Origin of the sequence: Arthrobacter sp. UYCu712 (assembly GCF_040547005.1) — a bacterium.
Classification (GTDB): Bacteria; Actinomycetota; Actinomycetes; order Actinomycetales; family Micrococcaceae; genus Arthrobacter.
The window spans coordinates 39,202-58,711 of the sequence record NZ_JBEPOZ010000016.1 but is presented as its reverse complement, the minus strand read 5'-3'; the positions used below and the strand labels follow the sequence as shown (position 1 = coordinate 58,711).

The window sequence follows — 19,510 nt, the reverse complement described above, 5'->3', positions numbered from 1 at the left end:
GGCGGCAATGGCTACCGGGGCAGTAGGCTTAACGGCATGTCTACCCCCGATAACTCCGGCACTTCAGGCGAGCAGCACGTCCCCGAGCGGCGCGAGGTCACCGTGCGCCGGGCGCCGAAGTACGTGCCGTTCCTGGTACTGGGCGGGCTCCTGGGCTTCGGCGTGGCCGCCTTCCTCGCCTACGGCGTCCCGGGCGACGAGAGCTACGACGCCGGTGCTGTTTTCGGCTTCTTCGTGGTGCTGTGCGCCGCCGGCGGAGCCGTCCTCGGCGCCGTCGCCGCCCTGCTGCTGGACCGCCTGAGCATCCGCCGGGCGAAGCGCGCCGTCGTCGAGGCTGTCCCAGACAGCGTTCCCGACGCCGGACCGGAGAACGACGGCCGGTCCGACGGCGGCACGGGGAACCAGCACCGCCCCTGAGTCCCGTGCAGGTCATAAAGCGGCGACCGGAAAAGTCTTAGCGCACAACGTGAGATAATCGACCAGTGGCACGCGGCGATGGAAAACTTTCTCATGATCTCCTCCCTGGCGAAAAAGGCCCTCAGGACGCTTGCGGCGTCTTCGGGGTCTGGGCTCCCGGCGAAGAGGTTGCAAAACTCACCTATTACGGGCTGTATGCACTGCAGCACCGCGGTCAGGAGTCGGCTGGCATAGCAACCAGCGACGGCAAGCGGATCAACGTCTACAAGGACATGGGCCTCGTTTCCCAGGTCTTCGACGAGACCACGCTGAACACCCTGACCGGGCACCTGGCCGTCGGCCACTGCCGCTACTCCACTACCGGCGCCAGCCACTGGGCCAATGCCCAGCCCACCCTGGGCGCTACCGCCACAGGCACTGTGGCCCTGGCCCACAACGGCAACCTCACCAACACCGCCGAGCTCAAGGCGATGATCGAGGACCGCAACGGCGGCCAGCTCAGCGGCGAAATGAAGCAGGGCAACACCTCGGACACGGCCCTGGTCACCGCGCTCCTGGAGGGCGAAGAGGGCAAGTCCCTGGAACAGACCGCCATGGAGCTGCTGCCCAAGATCAAGGGCGGCTTCTGCTTCGTCTTTATGGACGAAGGCACCCTCTACGCAGCCCGCGACACCTACGGGATCCGCCCGCTCTGCCTGGGCCGGCTGGAACGCGGCTGGGTGGTTGCCTCCGAGCAGTCCGCCCTCGCCACCGTCGGCGCCAGCTTCATCCGCGAAATCGAACCCGGCGAGTTCATTGCGATCGACGAGGACGGCGTCCGCTCCCAGCGCTTCGCCGAGGCGACGCCGGCCGGATGCGTTTTCGAATACGTGTACCTTGCACGTCCCGACGCCTCGATTGCGGGCCGTTCGGTGTACGAATCCCGCGTGGAAATGGGCCGCCAGCTGGCCCGCGAAAACACCCAGGAAGCGGACATTGTCATCCCGGTCCCGGAATCGGGCACCCCCGCGGCTGTGGGCTACGCCGAGGAATCCGGCATCCCGTTCGCGCACGGCTTCGTCAAAAACTCCTACGTGGGCCGCACCTTCATCCAGCCCTCGCAGACGCTGCGCCAGCTCGGCATCCGGCTCAAGCTCAACGCCCTGGAATCCGTGATCCGCGGCAAGCGGGTTGTGGTGGTGGATGACTCGATCGTCCGCGGCAACACCCAGCGCGCGATCGTCCGGATGCTCCGGGAAGCCGGCGCCGCCAGCGTCCACATCAAGATTTCCTCCCCGCCGGTGAAATGGCCGTGCTTCTACGGCATCGACTTCGCCTCCCGCGCGGAGCTGATCGCCAACGGCGCCACCGTCGAGGAAATCACCCAGGCCATCGGAGCCGATTCCCTGGCCTACATTTCCGAAGACGGCATGATCGGCGCCACCCAGCAGCCGCGCGAACGTCTCTGCACCGCCTGCTTCACCGGCAAGTACCCCATCGAGCTCCCGGGCTCGGACAAGCTCGGCAAGAACCTGCTGGAGCGCACGGACCTCGGCGGACTGCCCGCCGCCGGAGATGCCGCCCTCGGCGCTTCAGCGTCGGAATCCGCCGCTGAAGCCGCCGCCGGCATCAGCGCCGACGAGGATCCGGCCGAGAAGGCCGGTGCCACCGGTTGCGATCCGGGACCGGACGCCGAATTCGAAGAACTGCTCACCGATGCCGACCGCGTCACCACAGCCGACAAGAAAGAGCCCGTATGACTTCCGCCTCCCCGGCCGCTGACATGAACGCCGCCCAGAACGCCGCCGGCATCACCTATGCCTCCGCGGGCGTCGACGTCGAAGCGGGCGACCGCGCTGTCGAACTTATGAAGGGCGCCGTCAAGGCGACCCACAACGCCTCGGTGATCGGCGGCGTCGGCGGCTTCGCCGGACTTTACGACGTCTCGAAGCTGCTCACGTACAAGCGCCCGCTGCTGGCCACCTCCACCGACGGCGTCGGCACCAAAGTGGCGATCGCCCAGGCCATGGACATCCACGACACCATCGGCTTCGACCTCGTCGGCATGGTGGTCGATGACATCGTCGTGGTCGGCGCCGAGCCGCTGTTCATGACCGACTACATCGCCTGCGGCAAGGTTGTCCCCGAGCGCATCGCGGACATTGTCCGCGGCATCGCGGCCGCCTGCTCCGTCGCGGGCACCGCGCTGGTGGGCGGCGAAACCGCCGAGCACCCCGGCCTGCTCGGTGAGCACGAATACGACGTCGCCGGTGCCGCCACCGGTGTTGTCGAAGCCGCAGATCTGCTCGGCCCGGACCGCGTCCGCGCCGGCGACGTTGTGATCGGCATGGCCTCATCCGGCCTGCACTCCAACGGCTACTCGCTGGTCCGCCGCGTCATCAACCACGCCGGCTGGGCCCTGGACCGCCAGGTCTCCGAACTCGGACGCACCCTGGGCGAGGAACTCCTGGAGCCCACCCGCGTCTACGCCGCGGACTGCCTGGACCTGGCCCGCACCTTCCCGGTGAACTCGGCCCGCGGCGTGCACGGCTTCAGCCACGTCACCGGCGGCGGCCTGGCAGCCAACCTGGCCCGGGTCCTCCCGCAGGGCCTGCTGGCCACCGTGGACCGCGCCACGTGGGAACTGCCGCCCATCTTCAAGCTGGTCGCCGAGCTGGGCAACGTCCCGCTGGCCGACCTCGAACGCACCCTGAACCTCGGTGTGGGCATGGTCGCGATCGTTTCCCCCGAGATCGCCGACGCCGCGGTGAACCGCCTCAACGACCGCGGCGTGCCGGCCTGGGTCATGGGCACCGTGGAACAGAATTCGGACTCGATCCTCAAGACGGGACCGGACTATGTGCAGGGCGCCAAGGGCGTCGACGGCGGCGGCGTCCGGCTGGTCAACGCCTACGCCTGACCCCGCCCGACCCGACTGACCCGACATCGGGTGCTCCGTAACCGCCGTTTTGAGACCTGAAAACGGCAGTGGGCCCACGCCGGCAGGGTTCCCTGGCCGAGCTTGCGAGGCGGGGGCCGGTGGGGAGCGCTCGATGTGTTTAGGCGGCTCCCCTAGACCTCAAGGATGCTGAACACTCCGCCCTGCGGGTCCTGGAGTGTGGCGATGGTGCCGGCTTCCTCGACCTCGTCCGGTTCGATCAGCACGACGCCGCCCGCGGCGACCGCCGCCGTCACGGCGTCCGCCACGCTGGAGACGCCGAAGTACACCTGCCAGCCGGGCGTGAGCGTGCTCTCGGCATCAGCCGGCACCGTTGCGATGCCTGCCACCTCCGTGCCGTCCGCCATAAGCGTGGTGTAGGTGCCGCCGTCGTACTGCGGGTATTCGGTGACCTCGTGCCCGAAGACCTGCTGGAAGAACCCGACGGCGGACTGCGGCTCGGGCGTGAGCAGCTCGGCCCAGGCCAGCGCGCCGGGCTCCTCGGTCCGGGCCGTGCCAGCGTGCTTCCCCGCCTGCCAGGCGCCGGTGGTGCCGCCGCCGGGCGGGGCAAAGAAGACCATGACGCCGGTCTCTCCCACGGCCTCCGGGCCGAATTCGAGGGTCCCGCCGGCGTGGGCCAGGCCGTCAGCGAGTTCACGGGCGTCTTCGGTGGCGAAGTACACATTCCACTGGCCGGAGGCGCCTGCGGCTTCCTGCAGGGGGTTCTGCGGGGCGATGACGGTGACGAGCCCGTCGCCAAGGAACGCCCGGGCGTAGCTGCGTCCGTCGGGGGTCGGCAGATCCTCATAGCGCCAGCCGAACACGTCCGAGTAGAAGGACTTCGCAGCCTCGACATCGTTGGTCTGAAGGTCCGTCCAGCAGACCTCGCCTTCACTGAACCCTGTGCGCTTCGTCATGGATAGCCTTCCGATGCTTTTGCGGAGTGGTGCCGGGCGTCATTCGATGGAAGCACGCCGGCCCGGAAAGGAAAAGGCCCGCCGGCCACACCCCAGAAGGGTGCGGCCGACGGGCCTGGTAATCAATGGCCGGTACCCCAGTGTAGAGGGGCATGCCGGAAAGAAGTGGCGACTAACCTATACGACGGGAATCTACCTCGTCGTCGTCTTCGTCCACATCGTCCGCGTACTTATCCACATAAGCCGAATAATCCGGTTCAACCGGCTCACTCGAGAAATGGCTCGGTGCTCGACCCTCGGTGCTTTTGAGCTCACGCTGAAGCGCAGAGTAGTCAGTGTTCGGGGAATAGTACTTAATATCCCGAGCCTGCTTGGTAGCTTTTGCCTTTTGACGGCCGCGCCCCATGGCGTGACCCCCTTTTGTACTCGGACCGGAGGTGGTCACCATTGGCGTTAGTGAGGCCCCGGAATGTTTGGTCAATTTGTCGTACACCTAGATTACATGCTTTCGGCGGCAACTGCTCGCCAGTCCGGCTGCTGTGGACAGTGCGGCCCCGAAGGCGGTCCCGCCGGCGGACCCCGACACGCCGCCCGGCCGGCTTCTTCGATAGAGTTTCGGAGTGGAGTTCCAGAAACGGGCCACAAGGCCGGGCGTCCCGCCGCGGCAAAGATGCACGAAAGTGGTGAAGTCTCAGTGACCGAAGAGAACGCAAGGCACGGCGACGCCGGCACGCCCGGAGTCCCCCCTGCGGACGGTCCGGGCGATCCGTCCACCTCCACGGTTCCTTCCATGCCGCCCAAGCCATCTACGCCGCCGACGTCGGGAATTCCGGTTGTGCCGCCCGCCTCGTCCGCTGCTGCCACCCGCCAGCCGGAGCCGCCCGCCACCCCCGCATCGCCCGTCCGACCCTCCGTGCCCCCTGTCAGCGGGGACCACACCCGGACGTCCTCCGCCTTTCCGGGCCTCCGGAAGACGGCCGGGAGCCTGGCCACAAGCGCCGCCAGGCAGTTCTCCGCGAATGCAGCCTTGCTCGGCCCCTGGGCCCGGCGCCAGAGCCTGCCGCGGATCGGCGCAGCCGTGGTGGCGCTCGTCGTCGTCGTCGGGCTCCTGGTCTGGCTGCTGCCCTCGACACTCGCCGGGCCCAAGCCGGCCGCGGAAGGCTCGCTCGCCCCGGCCGCCGCCTCCTCGTCCGCGTCTCCCAGCCGCGGAGCGCTCCCGCTGGAAGACGTCAGCCCCCTGGATTTCCAGCTCAACGACTGCTTCAAGGATTTTGACCCGGATGCGCCGCAGTCCACTGTGGTGGACTGCACCAGCGGCCACTCCGCCCAGCTCGTCGCGATCGCGCGCTACGACAAGGCTGACGCCTACCCGGGCCGGGATCCGCTGAAGCAGCGCGCCCGGAGCGCCTGCAAGTCGGCGCCGCTGGCCGAGAAGTCCGGCAGTTACGACCTGAGCTACAAGCTGGCATACCCGAGTGCCTCCAGCTGGGAGAAGGGCGACCGCCGCGTGGACTGCTACGTGATCGCCAACGCCGGGAACGTCATCATGGATTCCCTGCGCCCCTGAGACCTGCCGGGCTGAGCCCTGTCCAGGTGCGGGCTGGTCCGCCCCGGGCGCCCCTGTCGGGGCGCCCGGGCGGGGCGTAGCGCCTATTCCTTGCGGCGGACCGACAGCCCGCTGCCCGTGGCGGCACCGCCGTCGGGCCATTCCGACTGTTCCGCGCCGCCCATGGTGAGCTCCATCAGGTCCGGTGCAGTGTCGACCAGAACCGTGTCGCCGTCCGTGATCTCGCCGGCCAGGATGGCCTTGGCCAGCCGGTCGCCGATCTCGCGCTGCACCAGCCGGCGCAACGGACGGGCACCGTAGGCCGGGTCGAACCCGGTCACGGCGAGCCAGGACCGGGCGCCCTCGGTGACTTCCAGGTTCAGCCGGCGGCCCTTGAGCCGGTCGGCCAGTTCCTTGACCTGCAGCTCCACGATCCGGGAGAGCTCCTCGACGTTGAGCGGGTCGAAAAGCACCACTTCGTCCAGCCGGTTCAGGAACTCGGGCTTGAACGAGGCATGCACGGTGGCCATCACGGCTTGGCGTTTGGCGGCGGCGTCCAGGCCGGGGTCCACGAGGAACTGGCTGCCCAGGTTCGAGGTGAGCACCAGGATCACGTTGCGGAAGTCCACGGTGCGGCCCTGCCCGTCGGTGAGCCGTCCGTCGTCGAGCACCTGCAGCAGGATGTCGAAGACCTCCGGGTGGGCTTTCTCCACCTCGTCCAGCAGCAGCACGGAGAACGGGCGGCGCCGGACGGCCTCGGTCAGCTGGCCGCCCTCCTCGTAGCCGACGTAGCCCGGAGGTGCCCCGACCAGCCGCGCCACGGAGTGCTTCTCCGAGTACTCGGACATGTCGATCCGGACCATGGCGCGCTCGTCGTCGAACAGGAAGTCCGCGAGGGCCTTGGCGAGCTCGGTCTTCCCGACGCCGGTGGGGCCCAGGAACAGGAAGGAACCGGTGGGCCGGTTGGGGTCGCTGATGCCGGCGCGGGCGCGGCGCACGGCGTCGGACACGGCGGTGACGGCCTTGTGCTGGCCGATCAGGCGCCTGCCGAGCTCCTCCTCCATATGCAGCAGCTTCTGGCTTTCGCCCTGCAGCATGCGCCCGGCGGGGATGCCGGTCCAGGCGGAGATGACTTCGGCGATGTCGTCGGCGGTGACTTCGTCGGCCACCATCAATTCCTGCTTGGCGCCGCCGTCGGCCACCCGGGCGGTCTCGGCCTCGGCGGCGGCGTTCAGTTCCCGCTCGAGGGCCGGAAGCTCGCCGTAAAGAATCCGGGAGGCGGCCTCGAGGTCGCCCTCGCGCTGGTACTTTTCGGCTGCGGAGCGCAGCTCGTCGATCCGGGCCTTGAGGTCGCCGACATGGTTGAGGCCGGCCTTCTCGGATTCCCACCGGGTGTTGAGGGCCGCGAGCTCTTCCTTCTTGTCCGCCATGTCCTTGCGCAGGGCCGCGAGGCGTTCCCTCGAGGCGGCATCCGCCTCGCCGGCGAGGGCCAGCTCCTCCATGGTGAGTCGGTCCACCGCACGGCGCAGCTGGTCGATTTCCTCGGGCGCGGAATCGATTTCCATCCGCAGCCGGGACGCGGCCTCATCCACGAGGTCGATCGCCTTGTCCGGCAGCTGCCGGCCGGTGATGTAGCGGTTGGACAGCGTGGCCGCGGCCACGAGGGCCGAGTCCGCGATGGCGACCTTGTGGTGCGCCTCGTAGCGCTCCTTGAGGCCGCGCAGGATGCCGATGGTGTCCTCCACGCTCGGCTCGCCGACGTAGACCTGCTGGAAGCGGCGCTCGAGGGCGGGGTCCTTTTCGATGTTCTCGCGGTACTCGTCCAGGGTGGTGGCACCGATCAGGCGGAGTTCACCGCGGGCCAGCATCGGTTTGAGCATGTTGCCCGCATCCATGGAGCTGTCCCCGGTGGCGCCGGCGCCCACCACGGTGTGGATCTCATCGATGAAGGTGACAATCTGCCCGTCGGAGTTCTTGATCTCCTGCAGCACGGCCTTGAGCCGTTCCTCGAATTCGCCGCGGTACTTGGCCCCGGCCACCATGGATGCCAGGTCGAGGGCGATCAGGGTCTTGCCGCGCAGGCTCTCCGGGACGTCGCCGGCGACGATCCGCTGGGCCAGACCCTCGACGACGGCGGTCTTGCCGACGCCGGGCTCGCCGATGATCACGGGGTTGTTCTTGGTGCGCCGGCTCAGGACCTGGATAATGCGGCGGATTTCCGCGTCGCGGCCGATCACGGGGTCCAGTTTGCCGGAGCGGGCGATCGCGGTGAGGTCGGTGCCGAACTTCTCCAGGGCTTCGAAGGTGTTTTCCGGATCCGCGTTGTCCACTTTGCGGTCGCCGCGGACGCCGCGCAGGGCGGCGAGCAGCGCCTCGTGGGAGGCCCCGGCGTCGCGCAGGAGCTTGCCGACCGGATCGTTCCCGGCGGCGAGACCGAGCAGCAGGTGCTCGGTGGAGACGAAGGAGTCCCCGAGCCGTTCAGCCTCGGTCTGGGCGTTCTTGATGGCCTGCATGGCGGTCCGGGAGAGCTGGGCCTGCTGCACGGAAGCGCCGGAAGTGGCCGGGAGCGCCTTGATGGCGCTGCTCGCCTGGACGCTGACGGCGTCCGGGTCGGTGCCGGTGGCGCGGAGGAGTGCGACGGCGACGCCCTCCCGCTGGTCCATGAGCGCCTTGAGCAGGTGCGCCGGTTCGAGCTGCGGGTTCCCTGCCGTCGAGGCGTTCATGGCTGCTGCCGAAAGAGCCTCCTGGCTCTTGGTGGTGAATTTGGCGTCCAAAGAGAGCTCCTTCCGGAACGGTGTCGGTGTCAAAGTTGAGTCTACCCGGCTCAACTCTGCCTTTGACCCCTCTGGGTCCATGTTTGCCCACGGCGAAACTGCTGTCCAGGGCAGGGCGCCACCGGCCGCCGCCGCCCCTCTGCCGCCCCTCTGCCGCGGAAGGGATACTTAACGTTGCTTAATGTTTGGACGCTTCCCTAATGTAACTGAGGTCACAGCGGACAGAAACCACGGCCAAGGAGGGACGGAAATGCGCAAGGAAGCCATGAGCATTGCCGCAGCCCGCCCCGTTTCGCCGGTGTCGGCTGCGGCTGTGGCCCGGGCCGCAGGGGTTTCCGCGGCGGCAGTGTCCTATGTGCTCAACGGCAAGGGCGGCGTCTCGCCCGAGACCCGGCGCCACATCATCCACGTGGCGAACGAGCTGGGCTTCAGGCCCCGTAAGTCCTCACAGTCCGCCGACATGCAGCGGACCCGTGTGATCGGCCTGATCCTGCCGAACATCATCAACCCGATGTTCCCGCGCTGGGCCCAGGGCGTCATTTCCGCCGCAGCCGAGTCAGGCTACGAGGTGTTCGTCGCCACCACCCAGGACGATCCCGCCGTTCTCGCCCAGGTCACCACGACGCTCGCGCACCGCAACGTGGACGGGATCATCCTGGCCGCGTCGCTCCGGGACGACGCCACCGCCCTGCGCACGCTCAGGGCGGCGCGGATTCCGTACGTCTGCCTCTCCCGCCGGGCGGACTTCCTCGACTCGGACTTCGTCGGAATCGACGACGACGCCGCTGCGACCCTGCTGATGCGGCACATGCTGGGCCACGGCTTCACCGAGATCGCCACCGTGATCGGCCCGCGGTTCTCCACCGCGTCGCTGGCACGCGAACAGGCCTTTGTCCGCACCGCGGCCGCGGTCGGCGTGACCATCGGCGGCGACCGCAAGATCAGCACCCGGGTCAACAACGAGGGCGGCCGGCTGGCCGCCGAACGGCTTTTCTCGGCCGGCACCCCGCCGCAGGCCGTAGTGTGCGGCAGCGACGAGCTGGCCATAGGGGTGATGGAGCACGCGCTGTCCAAGGGCTTGCGGATCCCGGAGGACGTGGCCGTCGCAGGCTGCGACGGCCTGCCGCACAGCCGCTCGGGGCTGATCAACCTCACCAGCATTGTCCAGCCGCAGCAGGAAATGGCCCACGAGGCCTTCACTATGCTGCTCAAACGCATCGAAGTCCCGTCCAGCACCTACAGCACCAAGGTGTGCCGGCACCGCCTGCATATCGGGCGGACCTGCGGCTGCACGCCGCCCGCCGGCTAGCCACACCCGACCCCCTGCTTTGGCCAGCGAGCCTGGCTTCTACGGGGCTGCCCGGCCACCGGGCTGCCCACTGTTCCTGACCATCAACCCTGACCACCAATTCAAGGACGAAGACCATGTCAGTTGTATCCGCACCAACGAAGATGCGCACACCGCAGGAAATCAACGGGGTGATTCTCCGCAAAGTCATGCCGCTCCTGATCGGCGCCTACATCATGGCGTTCCTGGACAGGACCAACATCGGTATGGCCAAGGACCGGCTGGAGATCGATCTCGGCCTCTCCGCCACCGCCTTTGGCATCGGGGCGGGGCTGTTCTTCCTGACCTACGCTTTGTCCGAGATCCCCTCCAACCTGATCATGCACAAGGTGGGCGCCCGCTTCTGGATCATGCGGATCATGATCACCTGGGGCATCATCTCCGCCTGCATGGCGTTTGTGCAGGGTGAGTGGTCCTTCTACATCATGCGGATGCTGCTCGGCGTCGCCGAAGCCGGCCTCTTCCCGGGGGTCATGTACTTCCTGACGCAGTGGTTTGTGGTCAGGGACCGCGCCAAGGCCAACGGCATGTTCCTGCTGGGTGTCTCCATCGCCAACATCGTCGGCGCCCCGCTCGGCGGACTGCTGCTGACCCTCGACGGCTTCGCGGGCCTGCACGGCTGGCAGTGGATGTTCATCATCGAAGGCCTGCCGGCGTGCGTACTCGCCTACGTCGTCTGGAAGAAACTCCCGGACCGCCCCACCAAGGCCACCTTCCTCACCGCCGAGGAAGCCACTGACCTCGAGGCCCGCATCGCCGCCGAGGAGAAGGCCGGAGCGGAAGCCTCCGGCAACCACCGGCTCCGGGACGTGCTCAAGGACAAGCAGATCCTCCTCGTGGTGGGCATCTACTTCACGCACCAGATCGCCGTCTACGCGCTCTCCTACTTCCTGCCCTCCATCATCGGCACCTACGGCAAGCTCAACCCGCTGCAGATCGGCCTGCTGACGGCCATCCCGTGGATCTTCTCCGCCGCCGGCGCCCTGCTGGTCCCCCGCTTCGCCACCGACGGCCGGCGCTCCCGGCTCCTCGTCACGGGAACGATGATCGGCATCATCGCGGGCTTCGCCCTCGGCGCCGTCGGCGGCCCGGTGCTCGGCATGATCGGCTTCTGCCTCGCCGCGTTCAATTTCTTCGCCCTGCAGCCGATCCTCTTCACCTACCCGGCCACCCGGCTCACCGGCGCGGCCCTCGCCGGCGGCATCGCGTTCGTCAACACCATCGGTCTCTGCGGCGGCTTCCTCGGCCCGTACGTCATGGGTCTGATGCAGGACGTCACCGGCTCCAAGCTCTCCGGCCTCTGGTTCATCGTCGGCATGTGCACCATCGGCGCGCTCCTGTCGCTGTTGCTCAAGCGGGGTGCCGAGAAGCCCGTAGGCGTCCCGGCCGCGCACTGACACGGCCCGCACTGACCACCACCGCACCACCACCGCTAGGAAAACTCATGGATTTCAGCTCAAAAAGAGTCCTGGTCACCGCCGGAGCCAACGGCATCGGACTGGCCATCGCCAATAGATTCCAGGAACTCGGCGCCACCGTCTTCGTCACGGACATTGATCCGGACGCCGTCGAAAAGGCCCGCGTCAACGGCCTCGCCGCCGCGGTCAGCGACGTCTCCGACGAAGAGCAGGTCCGCGCCCTCATGGCCACGGTCCGGGAGGAGCTGGGCGGCCTGGACATCCTCGTCAACAATGCCGGCATCGCCGGGCCCACCGGCCCCGTCGAGACGCTGGACACGGCGGCCTGGAAGGCGACCTTCGACGTCAACATCCACGGGCAGTTCTTCTGCATCAAGCACGCACTTCCGATGCTGCGGGAGGGCCGGGACGCGTCCATCGTCAACCTCTCCTCGGCCGCCGGCCGGCTGGGCATGGCCGGACGCAGCGCCTATTCGGCGTCGAAGTGGGCTGTCGTCGGGCTGACCAAGACCCTCGCGATCGAACTTGGCCCGGACCGGATCCGGGTCAACGCCATCTGCCCCGGCGCGGTCAACGGCCCTCGGATCGACGCGGTCATCAACGCCAAGGCCGAAATGCTCGGCCTGCCAGCGGACCAGGTCTCCGAGCTCTACCTCAACCAGTCATCGCTGGGACGGCTGATCGAGGCGGAGGACATCGCCAACATGGCCGCCTTCGCCGCGAGCGACCTCGCCCGCAACGTCAACGGCCAGGCCCTCGCCGTCGACGGCAACACCGAAAAACTCTACTGATCCCCCAAGGAGCGACCCCCATGGCTGCTGCACGCAAAGTCATCATCACCAGCGCCGTCACCGGCGCCATCCACACCCCCTCCATGTCCCCGTACCTCCCGGTCTCTCCGGACGAGATCGCCGACGCCGCCATCGGCGCTGCCGAGGCCGGAGCCGCGATTGTGCACATGCACGCCCGCGATCCCCGGGACGGCCGGCCCTCCCAGAACCCGGAGCACTTCGCCCCGATCCTGGACAAGCTCAAGCGCAATACCGACGCCGTCATCAACATCACCACCGGCGGCTCGCCGCACATGAGCGTCGAGGAGCGGATGCAGCCTGCGGCGTTGTTCAAGCCGGAACTTGCCTCCCTCAACATGGGTTCGATGAACTTCGGGCTGTACCCGATGCTCGAGCGCTTCACCGAGTTCGGCCACGACTGGGAGCGGGAGGGGCTCGAGAAGAGCCGCGACCTGGTCTTCAAGAACACGTTCCAGGACATCGAAACCATCCTTGGCATCGGCAACCAGAACGGCACCCGCTTCGAGTTCGAGTGCTACGACATCTCGCACCTGAACAACCTGGCCCACTTCCACGCCCGCGGGCTCGCGAAGGGTCCGCTGTTCGTGCAGTCGGTCTTCGGCCTGCTCGGCGGGATCGGCGCGCATCCGGAGGACCTCATGCACATGCGGCGCACGGCGGACCGGCTGCTGGGCGAGGACTACGAGTGGTCCATCCTGGGCGCAGGCAAGAACCAGATGCCGCTGGCCACGATCGGCGCGGCCATGGGCTCCCACGTCCGGGTGGGCCTGGAGGACTCCCTCTGGATCGGCCCCGGCCAGCTGGCCACCTCCAACGCGGAGCAGGTCACCCGGATCCGCACCATCCTGGAAGCCCTTAACTTCGAGATCGCCACCCCGGATGAGGCCCGCCAGATGCTACAGCTCAAGGGCCGCGACAAGGTCGGCTTCTGAGCGCATGAGCATCCTCGTGGCCCCGGACAGCTTCAAAGGGACCTTCACCGCACCCCAGGTCTCGGCGCACATTGCCGCCGGGATCCGCTCGGCCGGCGGCACCGCCGTCGAACTGCCCGTGGCCGACGGCGGCGAGGGAACCTTCGAGGTCCTGGTCCGGGGCCTGGACGCCCGGCCGGTGCGGATCAGCACTGTGGGCCCGTGGGGCGACGCGGTGGACGCCGCCATCGCGCTGACCGACGACGGGACCGCCGTCGTCGAGCTTGCCTTCGCCAGCGGACTCAACCTGCCGACCTCCGCGGACCGGGATCCGGTGGCCGCCAGCACCTACGGGACCGGGGTCCTCATGGCGGAGGCCGTCCGGCTCGGTGCCCGCCGGTTGCTTGTCGCGGCCGGCGGATCCGCCACGACCGACGGCGGTGCCGGCGCCATCGCGGCGATCGAGGAGCGCGGCGGACTCGGCGGCGCGGAAGTTGTGATCCTCAGCGACGTCACCACCCGCTTTAACGACGCCGCCCGGGTGTTCGGTCCGCAGAAGGGGGCCGGCCCGGACACGGTTGCGGCCCTGACCCGGCGGCTCGAGCTGCAGGCCGGGAAATTTGCCGCCGATTACGGCCGCGACCCCCGCCCGCTGGACCGGACCGGCGCGGCGGGCGGGTTCTCGGGCGGGATGTGGGCGCGCTACGGGGCCAGGCTGGTGTCCGGCGCCGACTATGTGCTGGATCTGCTGGAGTTCGAGGCGCGGGTCAAGGCCTGCACGGCCGTGGTGGTCGGTGAGGGCCGGCTGGATTCGCAGACCGGCCAGGGCAAGATCATCGCCGGCATCCTCGCCCGCTCCGGCTCGAAACCGGTGTACGCCGTCGTGGGTTCGGTGCACGCAGACCTGGGCGACTACGTCGAGCGCTTTGCCCGCGTCATGATTGCCAGCGACGCGGCGGCGATGGCGGCCGCAGGTGCGCAGCTGGTCCGCACCACTGGACATGCCCCCCGCTGACCCCTGCCATTGGGCATACCCACCCCGCACCACCGGACATGCCCCCCGCTAACCCGCGCCATTGGACATAATCCCCATATGCGCATTCCCCGGGCCGAGGACTGGACATGTCCCCCCGGGATGAGCTCGGAAGAATGGACATGCCCTCTGCTGGCCCCCTGGCCGTGCACCGGCTACCCCGCACCACTGGACATGTGCCCTCCTAGCCCCGGCCGCCGGACACAATCCCAATACGCGCACTGCCCAGGCCCAGGACTGGACATGTCCCCCGGAATCAGGCCGCAAGAATGGGCATGTCCCCCTGGCCGAGGGGACGGGGGTCCATTAAATAGCGATCCGGCGGTCGGCTCCCCCAAGGAGCCGATCACCGGATCGAGGATCTTCCGCCTGTAAAGCTTGTCACATATATGACAAGTTTGTCACGCGTTGTGATCCGGAAACTCACGGGTAATCTGGAGCCATGGATGAGACAGCGGCACCGCAGCACCCGACGACCCGCAGCGTGTTCCTCGACAAGGAACATCCCGCGGCCTGGCGGGCGCTCAACGGACTGGGACTGAAAGCCAAGGAAGCCGCCGAGGAGGCCGGCCTGGACCAGACCCTGATCGAACTGCTGAACGTCCGGATTTCCCAGATCAACGGCTGCGCGTACTGCCTGGACCTCCATGTCGGCGACGCGCTCAAGAACGGCGAAACGGCACAGCGCCTGGCTGTGCTGCCCGCCTGGCGTGAAACGACACTCTTCACGGACAAGGAACGCGCCGCACTGACCTTGACAGAGGCCGTCACCAACATCTCCGATACCCACGCCCGCGAGCGCGAAGGCTCAGCCGCCCGCAGGCACCTGACGGCCCAGGAATTCTCGGCCGTCAGCTGGCTCGTCATCACCATGAACGCGTTCAACCGGGTCTCCATCGTCAGCCAGCACCCGGTCCGCGCTGCCCGGGGCTAGCTCCCCGCCGCCCGCCCCGCCCCGCGCGTAGGCGTCACCGTCCCTGACCCAAGGTTCCACCCCGCGGTGGCCCCACCGGACGCATCGGTCGTACGATTTGGGAGGGGTAGAGCCGCGGTCGGCTAGGAGCACGGCCATGAAGTGGATGAAGCCTGACAGCCCCGACTATGACGATGCACGGACCCTGTTCAACGCCATGATCGACCGCCGCCCGGCGGTCATCGCGCAGTGCGGCACCCCGGCCGACGTCGCTGAGGCCCTGAAGTACGCCAGGGACAACAACCTTGCCGTGGCGGTCCGCGCCGGCGGCCATTCCGTGGCCGGCATGTCCTTGAACGACGGCGGCCTGGTGGTCGACGTGCGTCCGATGAAATCCGCCCGGGTGGACCCGGAGGCCCGCACCGCCACGGTAGGTGCCGGCCTCACCTGCGGGGAGTTTGACCGCGCCACCCAGGAACACGGCCTCGCCATCACCGGCGGGCGGGTCTCGACGACCGGCCTCGCCGGCTTCACGCTCGGGGGCGGTTCCGGCTGGCTCGAGCGCGCCTTCGGCTTCGCCTGTGACGACCTCATCTCCGTGGACCTGGTCACGGCCGCCGGTGAGCAGGTGACGGCGAGCGCCCAGGAGAATCCGGAACTCTTCTGGGCCCTGCACGGAGGCGGCGGGAACTTCGGCGTCGCCACGTCCTTCACCTTCGGCCTGCACCAGCTCGGGCCAAAAGTCCATGCCGGTCTGCTGATGTGGCCCGGGGACGCGGCCACGGAACTCAGCCGCGGCTACCGGAAGCTGGCCCTTGCGGCTCCCAACGAAGTGTCAGCCACGCTCGTGTACGCGACGGCACCGGCGGAACCCTTTGTGCCCCCGGACCTGGTGGGCAAGATGGCGGTGTATGTGGTGTACGTGTTCGCCGGGGACGCCGAGGAAGGCAAGGAGCACGCCAAGGCCTACCGGGAGCTCGGCCCCGTCGTGGACCTGGTGGAGGACACAGGCTACGCAGACTTCCAGTGCTCCCTCGATGACCCGCCGGGAAAGTACAACTACTGGAGCGCCGACTATCACGACGAACTCTCCGACGATGCGTTGGACATCATCATCGACTCCGCGCGGTGCCTGCCGGGACCGAGTTCCCAGCAGCTGATAGCCCATTGGGGCGGGGCTGTGGGAGGCCCGGCCGCCGCGGCCACCCCGCTGTTGAACCGGGGCGCCAGCTGGGTGAGCCACCCTTTCGGTCTGGGCGACGATCCGAAGGGCGGGCAGGAGGCGAAAGCCTGGGTCAAACAGTTCCGCCGGGACATCTCCCCCTACGCGACCGGCGGCGTGTGGCTGAACTTCATCGGCGACGAAGGACAAGCCCGGATCCGCGCGGCCTACGGCGACGAAAACTACAACCGGCTGGCGCAGGTGAAGCGGCAGTTCGATCCGGACAACACGTTCCGCGGCAACCAGAACATCCTGCCCGCCACCTGAAGCTCCCCGTGAATATCCCGGTCTGTGAGACGGTTTATAGGCAACACCTATAGCCACTACGCATTCAACCACGGGAGACAACACAGCATGGGCAGTCCGGAACAGACAACCCCCTGGAGCGACAGCCTGGGCCGCGCCAGCATCAGGACCGCCCAGGTCCTCCTGCTGCTGGTCCTGGCGGTGGTGGTGGTCGTCGCCCTGATCCAGGTCCGGCTCGTCGTGATCCCGGCGGTTCTGGCGCTGATCCTCGCCGCCGCGATTGCCCCGTTTGTGCACTGGCTCCGCCGCAGGGGCTGGCCCGGCACTCTCGCCACCACGGCGTCCTTCCTGGGGCTCCTGCTTGCGTTCGGCGGCGTGATCACCGGCATCGTCTTCGCCGTCATGAGCCAGGCGGACGAGCTGGCCAGCAAGGCCACGGATGGCGTCGACCGGGTCTACGCCCTCATCCGCACGGGGCCCATCCCGGTCGATGACCAGCAGATCCAGCAGGCGCGCGACGCCGTCGTCGACTTCGCCACGAGCAGCACCGTCGGCGCGGGTGCCATTTCCGGCCTCAGCGCCGCGGGCAACTTCATCACCGGCGCCCTGCTGATGGCGGTGATCCTGTTCTTCTTCCTGAAGGACGGCGAAAGCATCTGGGCGTTCTTGCTGCGCGCGTTCAAGGGCAAGAACCTGGTGAAGGCCCGCCGCGTCGGCGAGCGGAGCCTTAACGTGCTCGGCGGCTACGTGCGCGGAACCGCCGTTGTGGCCCTGGTCGATTCGTTCTTCATCGGCCTGGCCCTCGTAGTCCTGGGCGTCCCGCTTGCGCTGCCGCTGGCGGCAATTGTCTTCATCGGCGCTTTCATCCCGCTGATCGGCGCAACCCTGGCCGGTGTCCTCGCCGCCCTTGTTGCCCTCGTGGCCAACGGGCCGGTCACCGCGCTGATCGTCATCATCGTGGTGATCGTCGTCAACCAGCTGGAGGGGAACTTCCTGCAGCCGGTGGTCATGGGCCAGGCCCTCAGCGTGCACGCCCTCGTCATCCTGCTGGCCCTCACCGCCGGCACCATCCTGGCCGGCATCATCGGGGCGATCCTGTCCGTGCCGCTCGTGGCCGTCGGCTGGGCCGCGATCAAAGCCTGGAATTCCGGGGACAGCATCACTCCCGCGGCCATCGCCGAGGCCGAGCATGAGACCCGGCTGAACGAAAAAGGCCAGGGCGTGCGCTCCAAGCCCCGACGCGCCCGGACTCAGGCGGAGGAGCAGGTGCAGGAGAGCGCCGACTCCGAGGCCGGCGACAGCCAACCGCACTAGACTTCCCCCATGGCCGTCTACCTTGATCCGCCGCTCTGGCCTGCCCACGGAACCCACTTCTCACACCTGGTCTCGGACACCTCGCTCGAGGAACTGCACGCCTTCGCGGCCGCGGCCGGCATCTCGGAACGGGCCTTCGACGGCGACCACTACGACGTCGCCAAGGAGCGGTACGACGCCCTCGTCGCGGCCGGAGCCATCCCCGTGGAGGGGCGCGTGCTGGTCCGCCAGCTGATCGCCAGCGGCCTGCGGATCCCGGCCCGGCGACGCAACGGATCGCTCAAGATCCCGCTGCTCAACCGCTGGAACGACGTCCTCCCGGACCACGACGCGCTCTTCCTGGACCTCCTGGACCGCTGGGGCGAGGAGCACCGCCGGTACCACGGCCGCACCCATCTCCTGGCCGTCCTGGAGGCACTCGACCTGCTGACGGAACCGGCCGCGCCGCCCCGCACCGTACTGATGGCCGCCTGGTTCCATGACGCCGTCTACCGCGGGATCGCCGGCCAGGACGAGGAGGAATCGGCCCGGCTGGCGGAGGACCGGCTCCGGCACGCGGGGCTGCCCGACGCCGAGGTGGAGGAGGTGGCCCGCCTGGTGCGGATGACGGCGGACCACTGCCCGGAACCCGGAGACGACGCCGGCGCCCTGCTCAGCGACGCTGACCTGTCCGTCCTCGGCGGGGAACCGGCGGCCTACGCCCGCTACCTGGCCGCCGTCCGGCAGGATTTCGCGCACATCGGCGACGCCGACTTCGCCGCCGGCCGCGCCGCCGTCGTACGCCAGCTCCTCGAACTCGATCCGCTCTTCCACACGAGGCGGGCCAGCGGCCTCTGGCTGGAGGCCGCGCACCGCAACCTGCAGGGCGAACTCGGATGAGCAGTGCCCCGGACGCGGGCCGGCAGCTTCCGTACACCGTGCGTTTCGAATGGGGGCTCGGCGGCCGGTTCGCCCGGGCGCAGGGCGCCCTGCTGGCCGGACAGCGGGGCGGCGACGGGCCCAGCCTGTCATCGGCGAGCCTGCGCCGGACACCGGAACTGGGCAGGGTGGTGCTCCCCTCACCCAACGGCTCCGCAATCTCGCATGCGCTGGCCGGGCTGGTTCCGCCAGTGCCGCCGTCGCGGTCCTCGCGGACGGCGCGTTCACGCGCGCGTAACCGCCGGCATTCCGGCCGTCAGCCCCTCGGCCGCAGGTGATCGGCGAGACGGTCGAACGACTCCCGCCAGCCGACACCGTTGCTGTCGCGGTTCTCCAGGGTGTCGAAAGGGCCCTGCATGAATGTCATCCGGGTGCTGCCATCGATCTCCTCCAGCTGGAAGGTCACCTCTGTTTCGAAGCCCCGTGTGCCGTCACGTTTATCCCAGGCATGGGTGAAGACGAACAGGTTCGGCGGTTCGATGTCCGTGTGGACACCGCTCCACCAGTGCTCCTGCCCGGTGTTCTCCTGGATCATGCAGGCGCGGTAGAGGCCGCCGATTTCCAGATCCGCGTCGACGGTCTCGCGCGGGACGTGGAAGCCGCGCGGCCCCCACCAGGCAGGAGCCTGGTCCGGATCCGTCAATGCCGACCACACTTTGGCGATCGGGACCTGGAATTCCCGGGTGATGACCAGCATGAGGTCATCCGTCAGCGCCGCGGACCCGGATTCTTCATATCCCGGCGATCCCGCTGGAAAGGTGGCACGTTCAGACATTGGGATCTTCCTCCTTGTCGGACTGCCGG

The 19,510-nt window shown here is 68.3% G+C and carries 18 protein-coding genes; 14 read left to right on the top strand and 4 right to left on the bottom strand.

Going from position 1 to position 19,510, the window contains the following annotated elements:
- Nucleotides 1-36: 36 nt before the first annotated feature.
- The 3 genes from ABIB51_RS15370 (at nucleotide 37) to purM (ending at nucleotide 3,316) form a co-directional block, all read left to right on the top strand.
- Nucleotides 37-417: a hypothetical protein gene (locus ABIB51_RS15370; RefSeq protein ID WP_354189490.1), complete on the top strand. Its 381-nt coding sequence runs from the start codon at nucleotides 37-39 to the stop codon at nucleotides 415-417.
- A gap of 65 nt (nucleotides 418-482) precedes the next feature.
- Nucleotides 483-2,156 carry an amidophosphoribosyltransferase gene (purF, locus tag ABIB51_RS15365; RefSeq protein WP_354189488.1) on the top strand — a complete coding sequence of 558 codons (1,674 nt, stop codon included), beginning with the start codon at nucleotides 483-485 and terminating at the stop codon, nucleotides 2,154-2,156.
- The gene (purM, locus tag ABIB51_RS15360) at nucleotides 2,153-3,316 is read left to right on the top strand and encodes a phosphoribosylformylglycinamidine cyclo-ligase (protein ID WP_354189486.1); all 1,164 of its coding nucleotides are present in this window, start codon (nucleotides 2,153-2,155) and stop codon (nucleotides 3,314-3,316) included. Before purF ends, purM begins: the two co-directional genes overlap by 4 nt.
- Before the next feature lie 152 nt (nucleotides 3,317-3,468).
- On the opposite strand, the gene ABIB51_RS15355 is transcribed toward purM, so the two are convergent.
- On the bottom strand, nucleotides 3,469-4,251 hold the full coding sequence (locus ABIB51_RS15355) for a VOC family protein (protein WP_354189484.1): 783 nt from the start codon (nucleotides 4,249-4,251) through the stop codon (nucleotides 3,469-3,471).
- A 172-nt stretch (nucleotides 4,252-4,423) separates the two neighbouring features.
- Nucleotides 4,424-4,657, bottom strand: a complete 234-nt coding sequence (locus ABIB51_RS15350) for a DUF3073 domain-containing protein (protein WP_354189555.1) — start codon at nucleotides 4,655-4,657, stop codon at nucleotides 4,424-4,426.
- A 288-nt stretch (nucleotides 4,658-4,945) separates the two neighbouring features.
- Here ABIB51_RS15350 and ABIB51_RS15345 point away from each other — a divergent pair, with 288 nt between their 5' ends.
- Complete coding sequence (locus tag ABIB51_RS15345; RefSeq protein ID WP_354189482.1) at nucleotides 4,946-5,818, top strand: septum formation family protein; 873 nt, start codon at nucleotides 4,946-4,948, stop codon at nucleotides 5,816-5,818.
- Nucleotides 5,819-5,901: 83 nt separating this feature from the next.
- Here ABIB51_RS15345 and clpB read toward each other — a convergent pair whose 3' ends face one another.
- Nucleotides 5,902-8,571 carry an ATP-dependent chaperone ClpB gene (gene clpB / locus ABIB51_RS15340; protein WP_354189480.1) on the bottom strand — a complete coding sequence of 890 codons (2,670 nt, stop codon included), beginning with the start codon at nucleotides 8,569-8,571 and terminating at the stop codon, nucleotides 5,902-5,904.
- A 250-nt stretch (nucleotides 8,572-8,821) separates the two neighbouring features.
- Here clpB and ABIB51_RS15335 point away from each other — a divergent pair, with 250 nt between their 5' ends.
- From ABIB51_RS15335 to ABIB51_RS15290, 10 genes are all read left to right on the top strand, one after another.
- A complete protein-coding gene (locus ABIB51_RS15335) occupies nucleotides 8,822-9,880 on the top strand; it encodes a LacI family DNA-binding transcriptional regulator (protein WP_354189478.1) in 1,059 nt (352 codons plus the stop codon).
- 116 nt (nucleotides 9,881-9,996) lie between these two features.
- Nucleotides 9,997-11,316, top strand: coding sequence for an MFS transporter (locus ABIB51_RS15330; RefSeq protein ID WP_354189476.1), 1,320 nt, complete (start codon nucleotides 9,997-9,999; stop codon nucleotides 11,314-11,316).
- Nucleotides 11,317-11,363: 47 nt separating this feature from the next.
- Nucleotides 11,364-12,128 carry an SDR family oxidoreductase gene (locus tag ABIB51_RS15325; protein WP_354189474.1) on the top strand — a complete coding sequence of 255 codons (765 nt, stop codon included), beginning with the start codon at nucleotides 11,364-11,366 and terminating at the stop codon, nucleotides 12,126-12,128.
- A gap of 20 nt (nucleotides 12,129-12,148) precedes the next feature.
- Nucleotides 12,149-13,081, top strand: a complete 933-nt coding sequence (gene kce, locus ABIB51_RS15320; RefSeq protein ID WP_354189472.1) for a 3,5-dioxohexanoate:acetyl-CoA acetone transferase — start codon at nucleotides 12,149-12,151, stop codon at nucleotides 13,079-13,081.
- 4 nt (nucleotides 13,082-13,085) lie between these two features.
- A complete protein-coding gene (locus tag ABIB51_RS15315; RefSeq protein ID WP_354189470.1) occupies nucleotides 13,086-14,075 on the top strand; it encodes a glycerate kinase in 990 nt (329 codons plus the stop codon).
- A 460-nt stretch (nucleotides 14,076-14,535) separates the two neighbouring features.
- Nucleotides 14,536-15,027, top strand: a complete 492-nt coding sequence (locus tag ABIB51_RS15310) for a carboxymuconolactone decarboxylase family protein (protein ID WP_354189468.1) — start codon at nucleotides 14,536-14,538, stop codon at nucleotides 15,025-15,027.
- 136 nt (nucleotides 15,028-15,163) lie between these two features.
- Entirely contained in the window at nucleotides 15,164-16,495 is a 1,332-nt protein-coding gene (locus tag ABIB51_RS15305; protein ID WP_354189467.1) for an FAD-binding oxidoreductase, read from the top strand.
- Between the two features lie 87 nt (nucleotides 16,496-16,582).
- Nucleotides 16,583-17,788, top strand: coding sequence for an AI-2E family transporter (locus tag ABIB51_RS15300; protein ID WP_354189465.1), 1,206 nt, complete (start codon nucleotides 16,583-16,585; stop codon nucleotides 17,786-17,788).
- Between the two features lie 9 nt (nucleotides 17,789-17,797).
- Nucleotides 17,798-18,667, top strand: a complete 870-nt coding sequence (locus ABIB51_RS15295) for a DUF4031 domain-containing protein (protein ID WP_354189463.1) — start codon at nucleotides 17,798-17,800, stop codon at nucleotides 18,665-18,667.
- The gene (locus tag ABIB51_RS15290; RefSeq protein WP_354189461.1) at nucleotides 18,664-18,984 is read left to right on the top strand and encodes a hypothetical protein; all 321 of its coding nucleotides are present in this window, start codon (nucleotides 18,664-18,666) and stop codon (nucleotides 18,982-18,984) included. Before ABIB51_RS15295 ends, ABIB51_RS15290 begins: the two co-directional genes overlap by 4 nt.
- On the opposite strand, the gene ABIB51_RS15285 is transcribed toward ABIB51_RS15290, so the two are convergent.
- Nucleotides 18,963-19,481 carry an SRPBCC family protein gene (locus ABIB51_RS15285; RefSeq protein ID WP_354189459.1) on the bottom strand — a complete coding sequence of 173 codons (519 nt, stop codon included), beginning with the start codon at nucleotides 19,479-19,481 and terminating at the stop codon, nucleotides 18,963-18,965. The two genes, ABIB51_RS15290 and ABIB51_RS15285, sit on opposite strands and share 22 nt — an antisense overlap.
- Nucleotides 19,482-19,510: the final 29 nt, after the last annotated feature.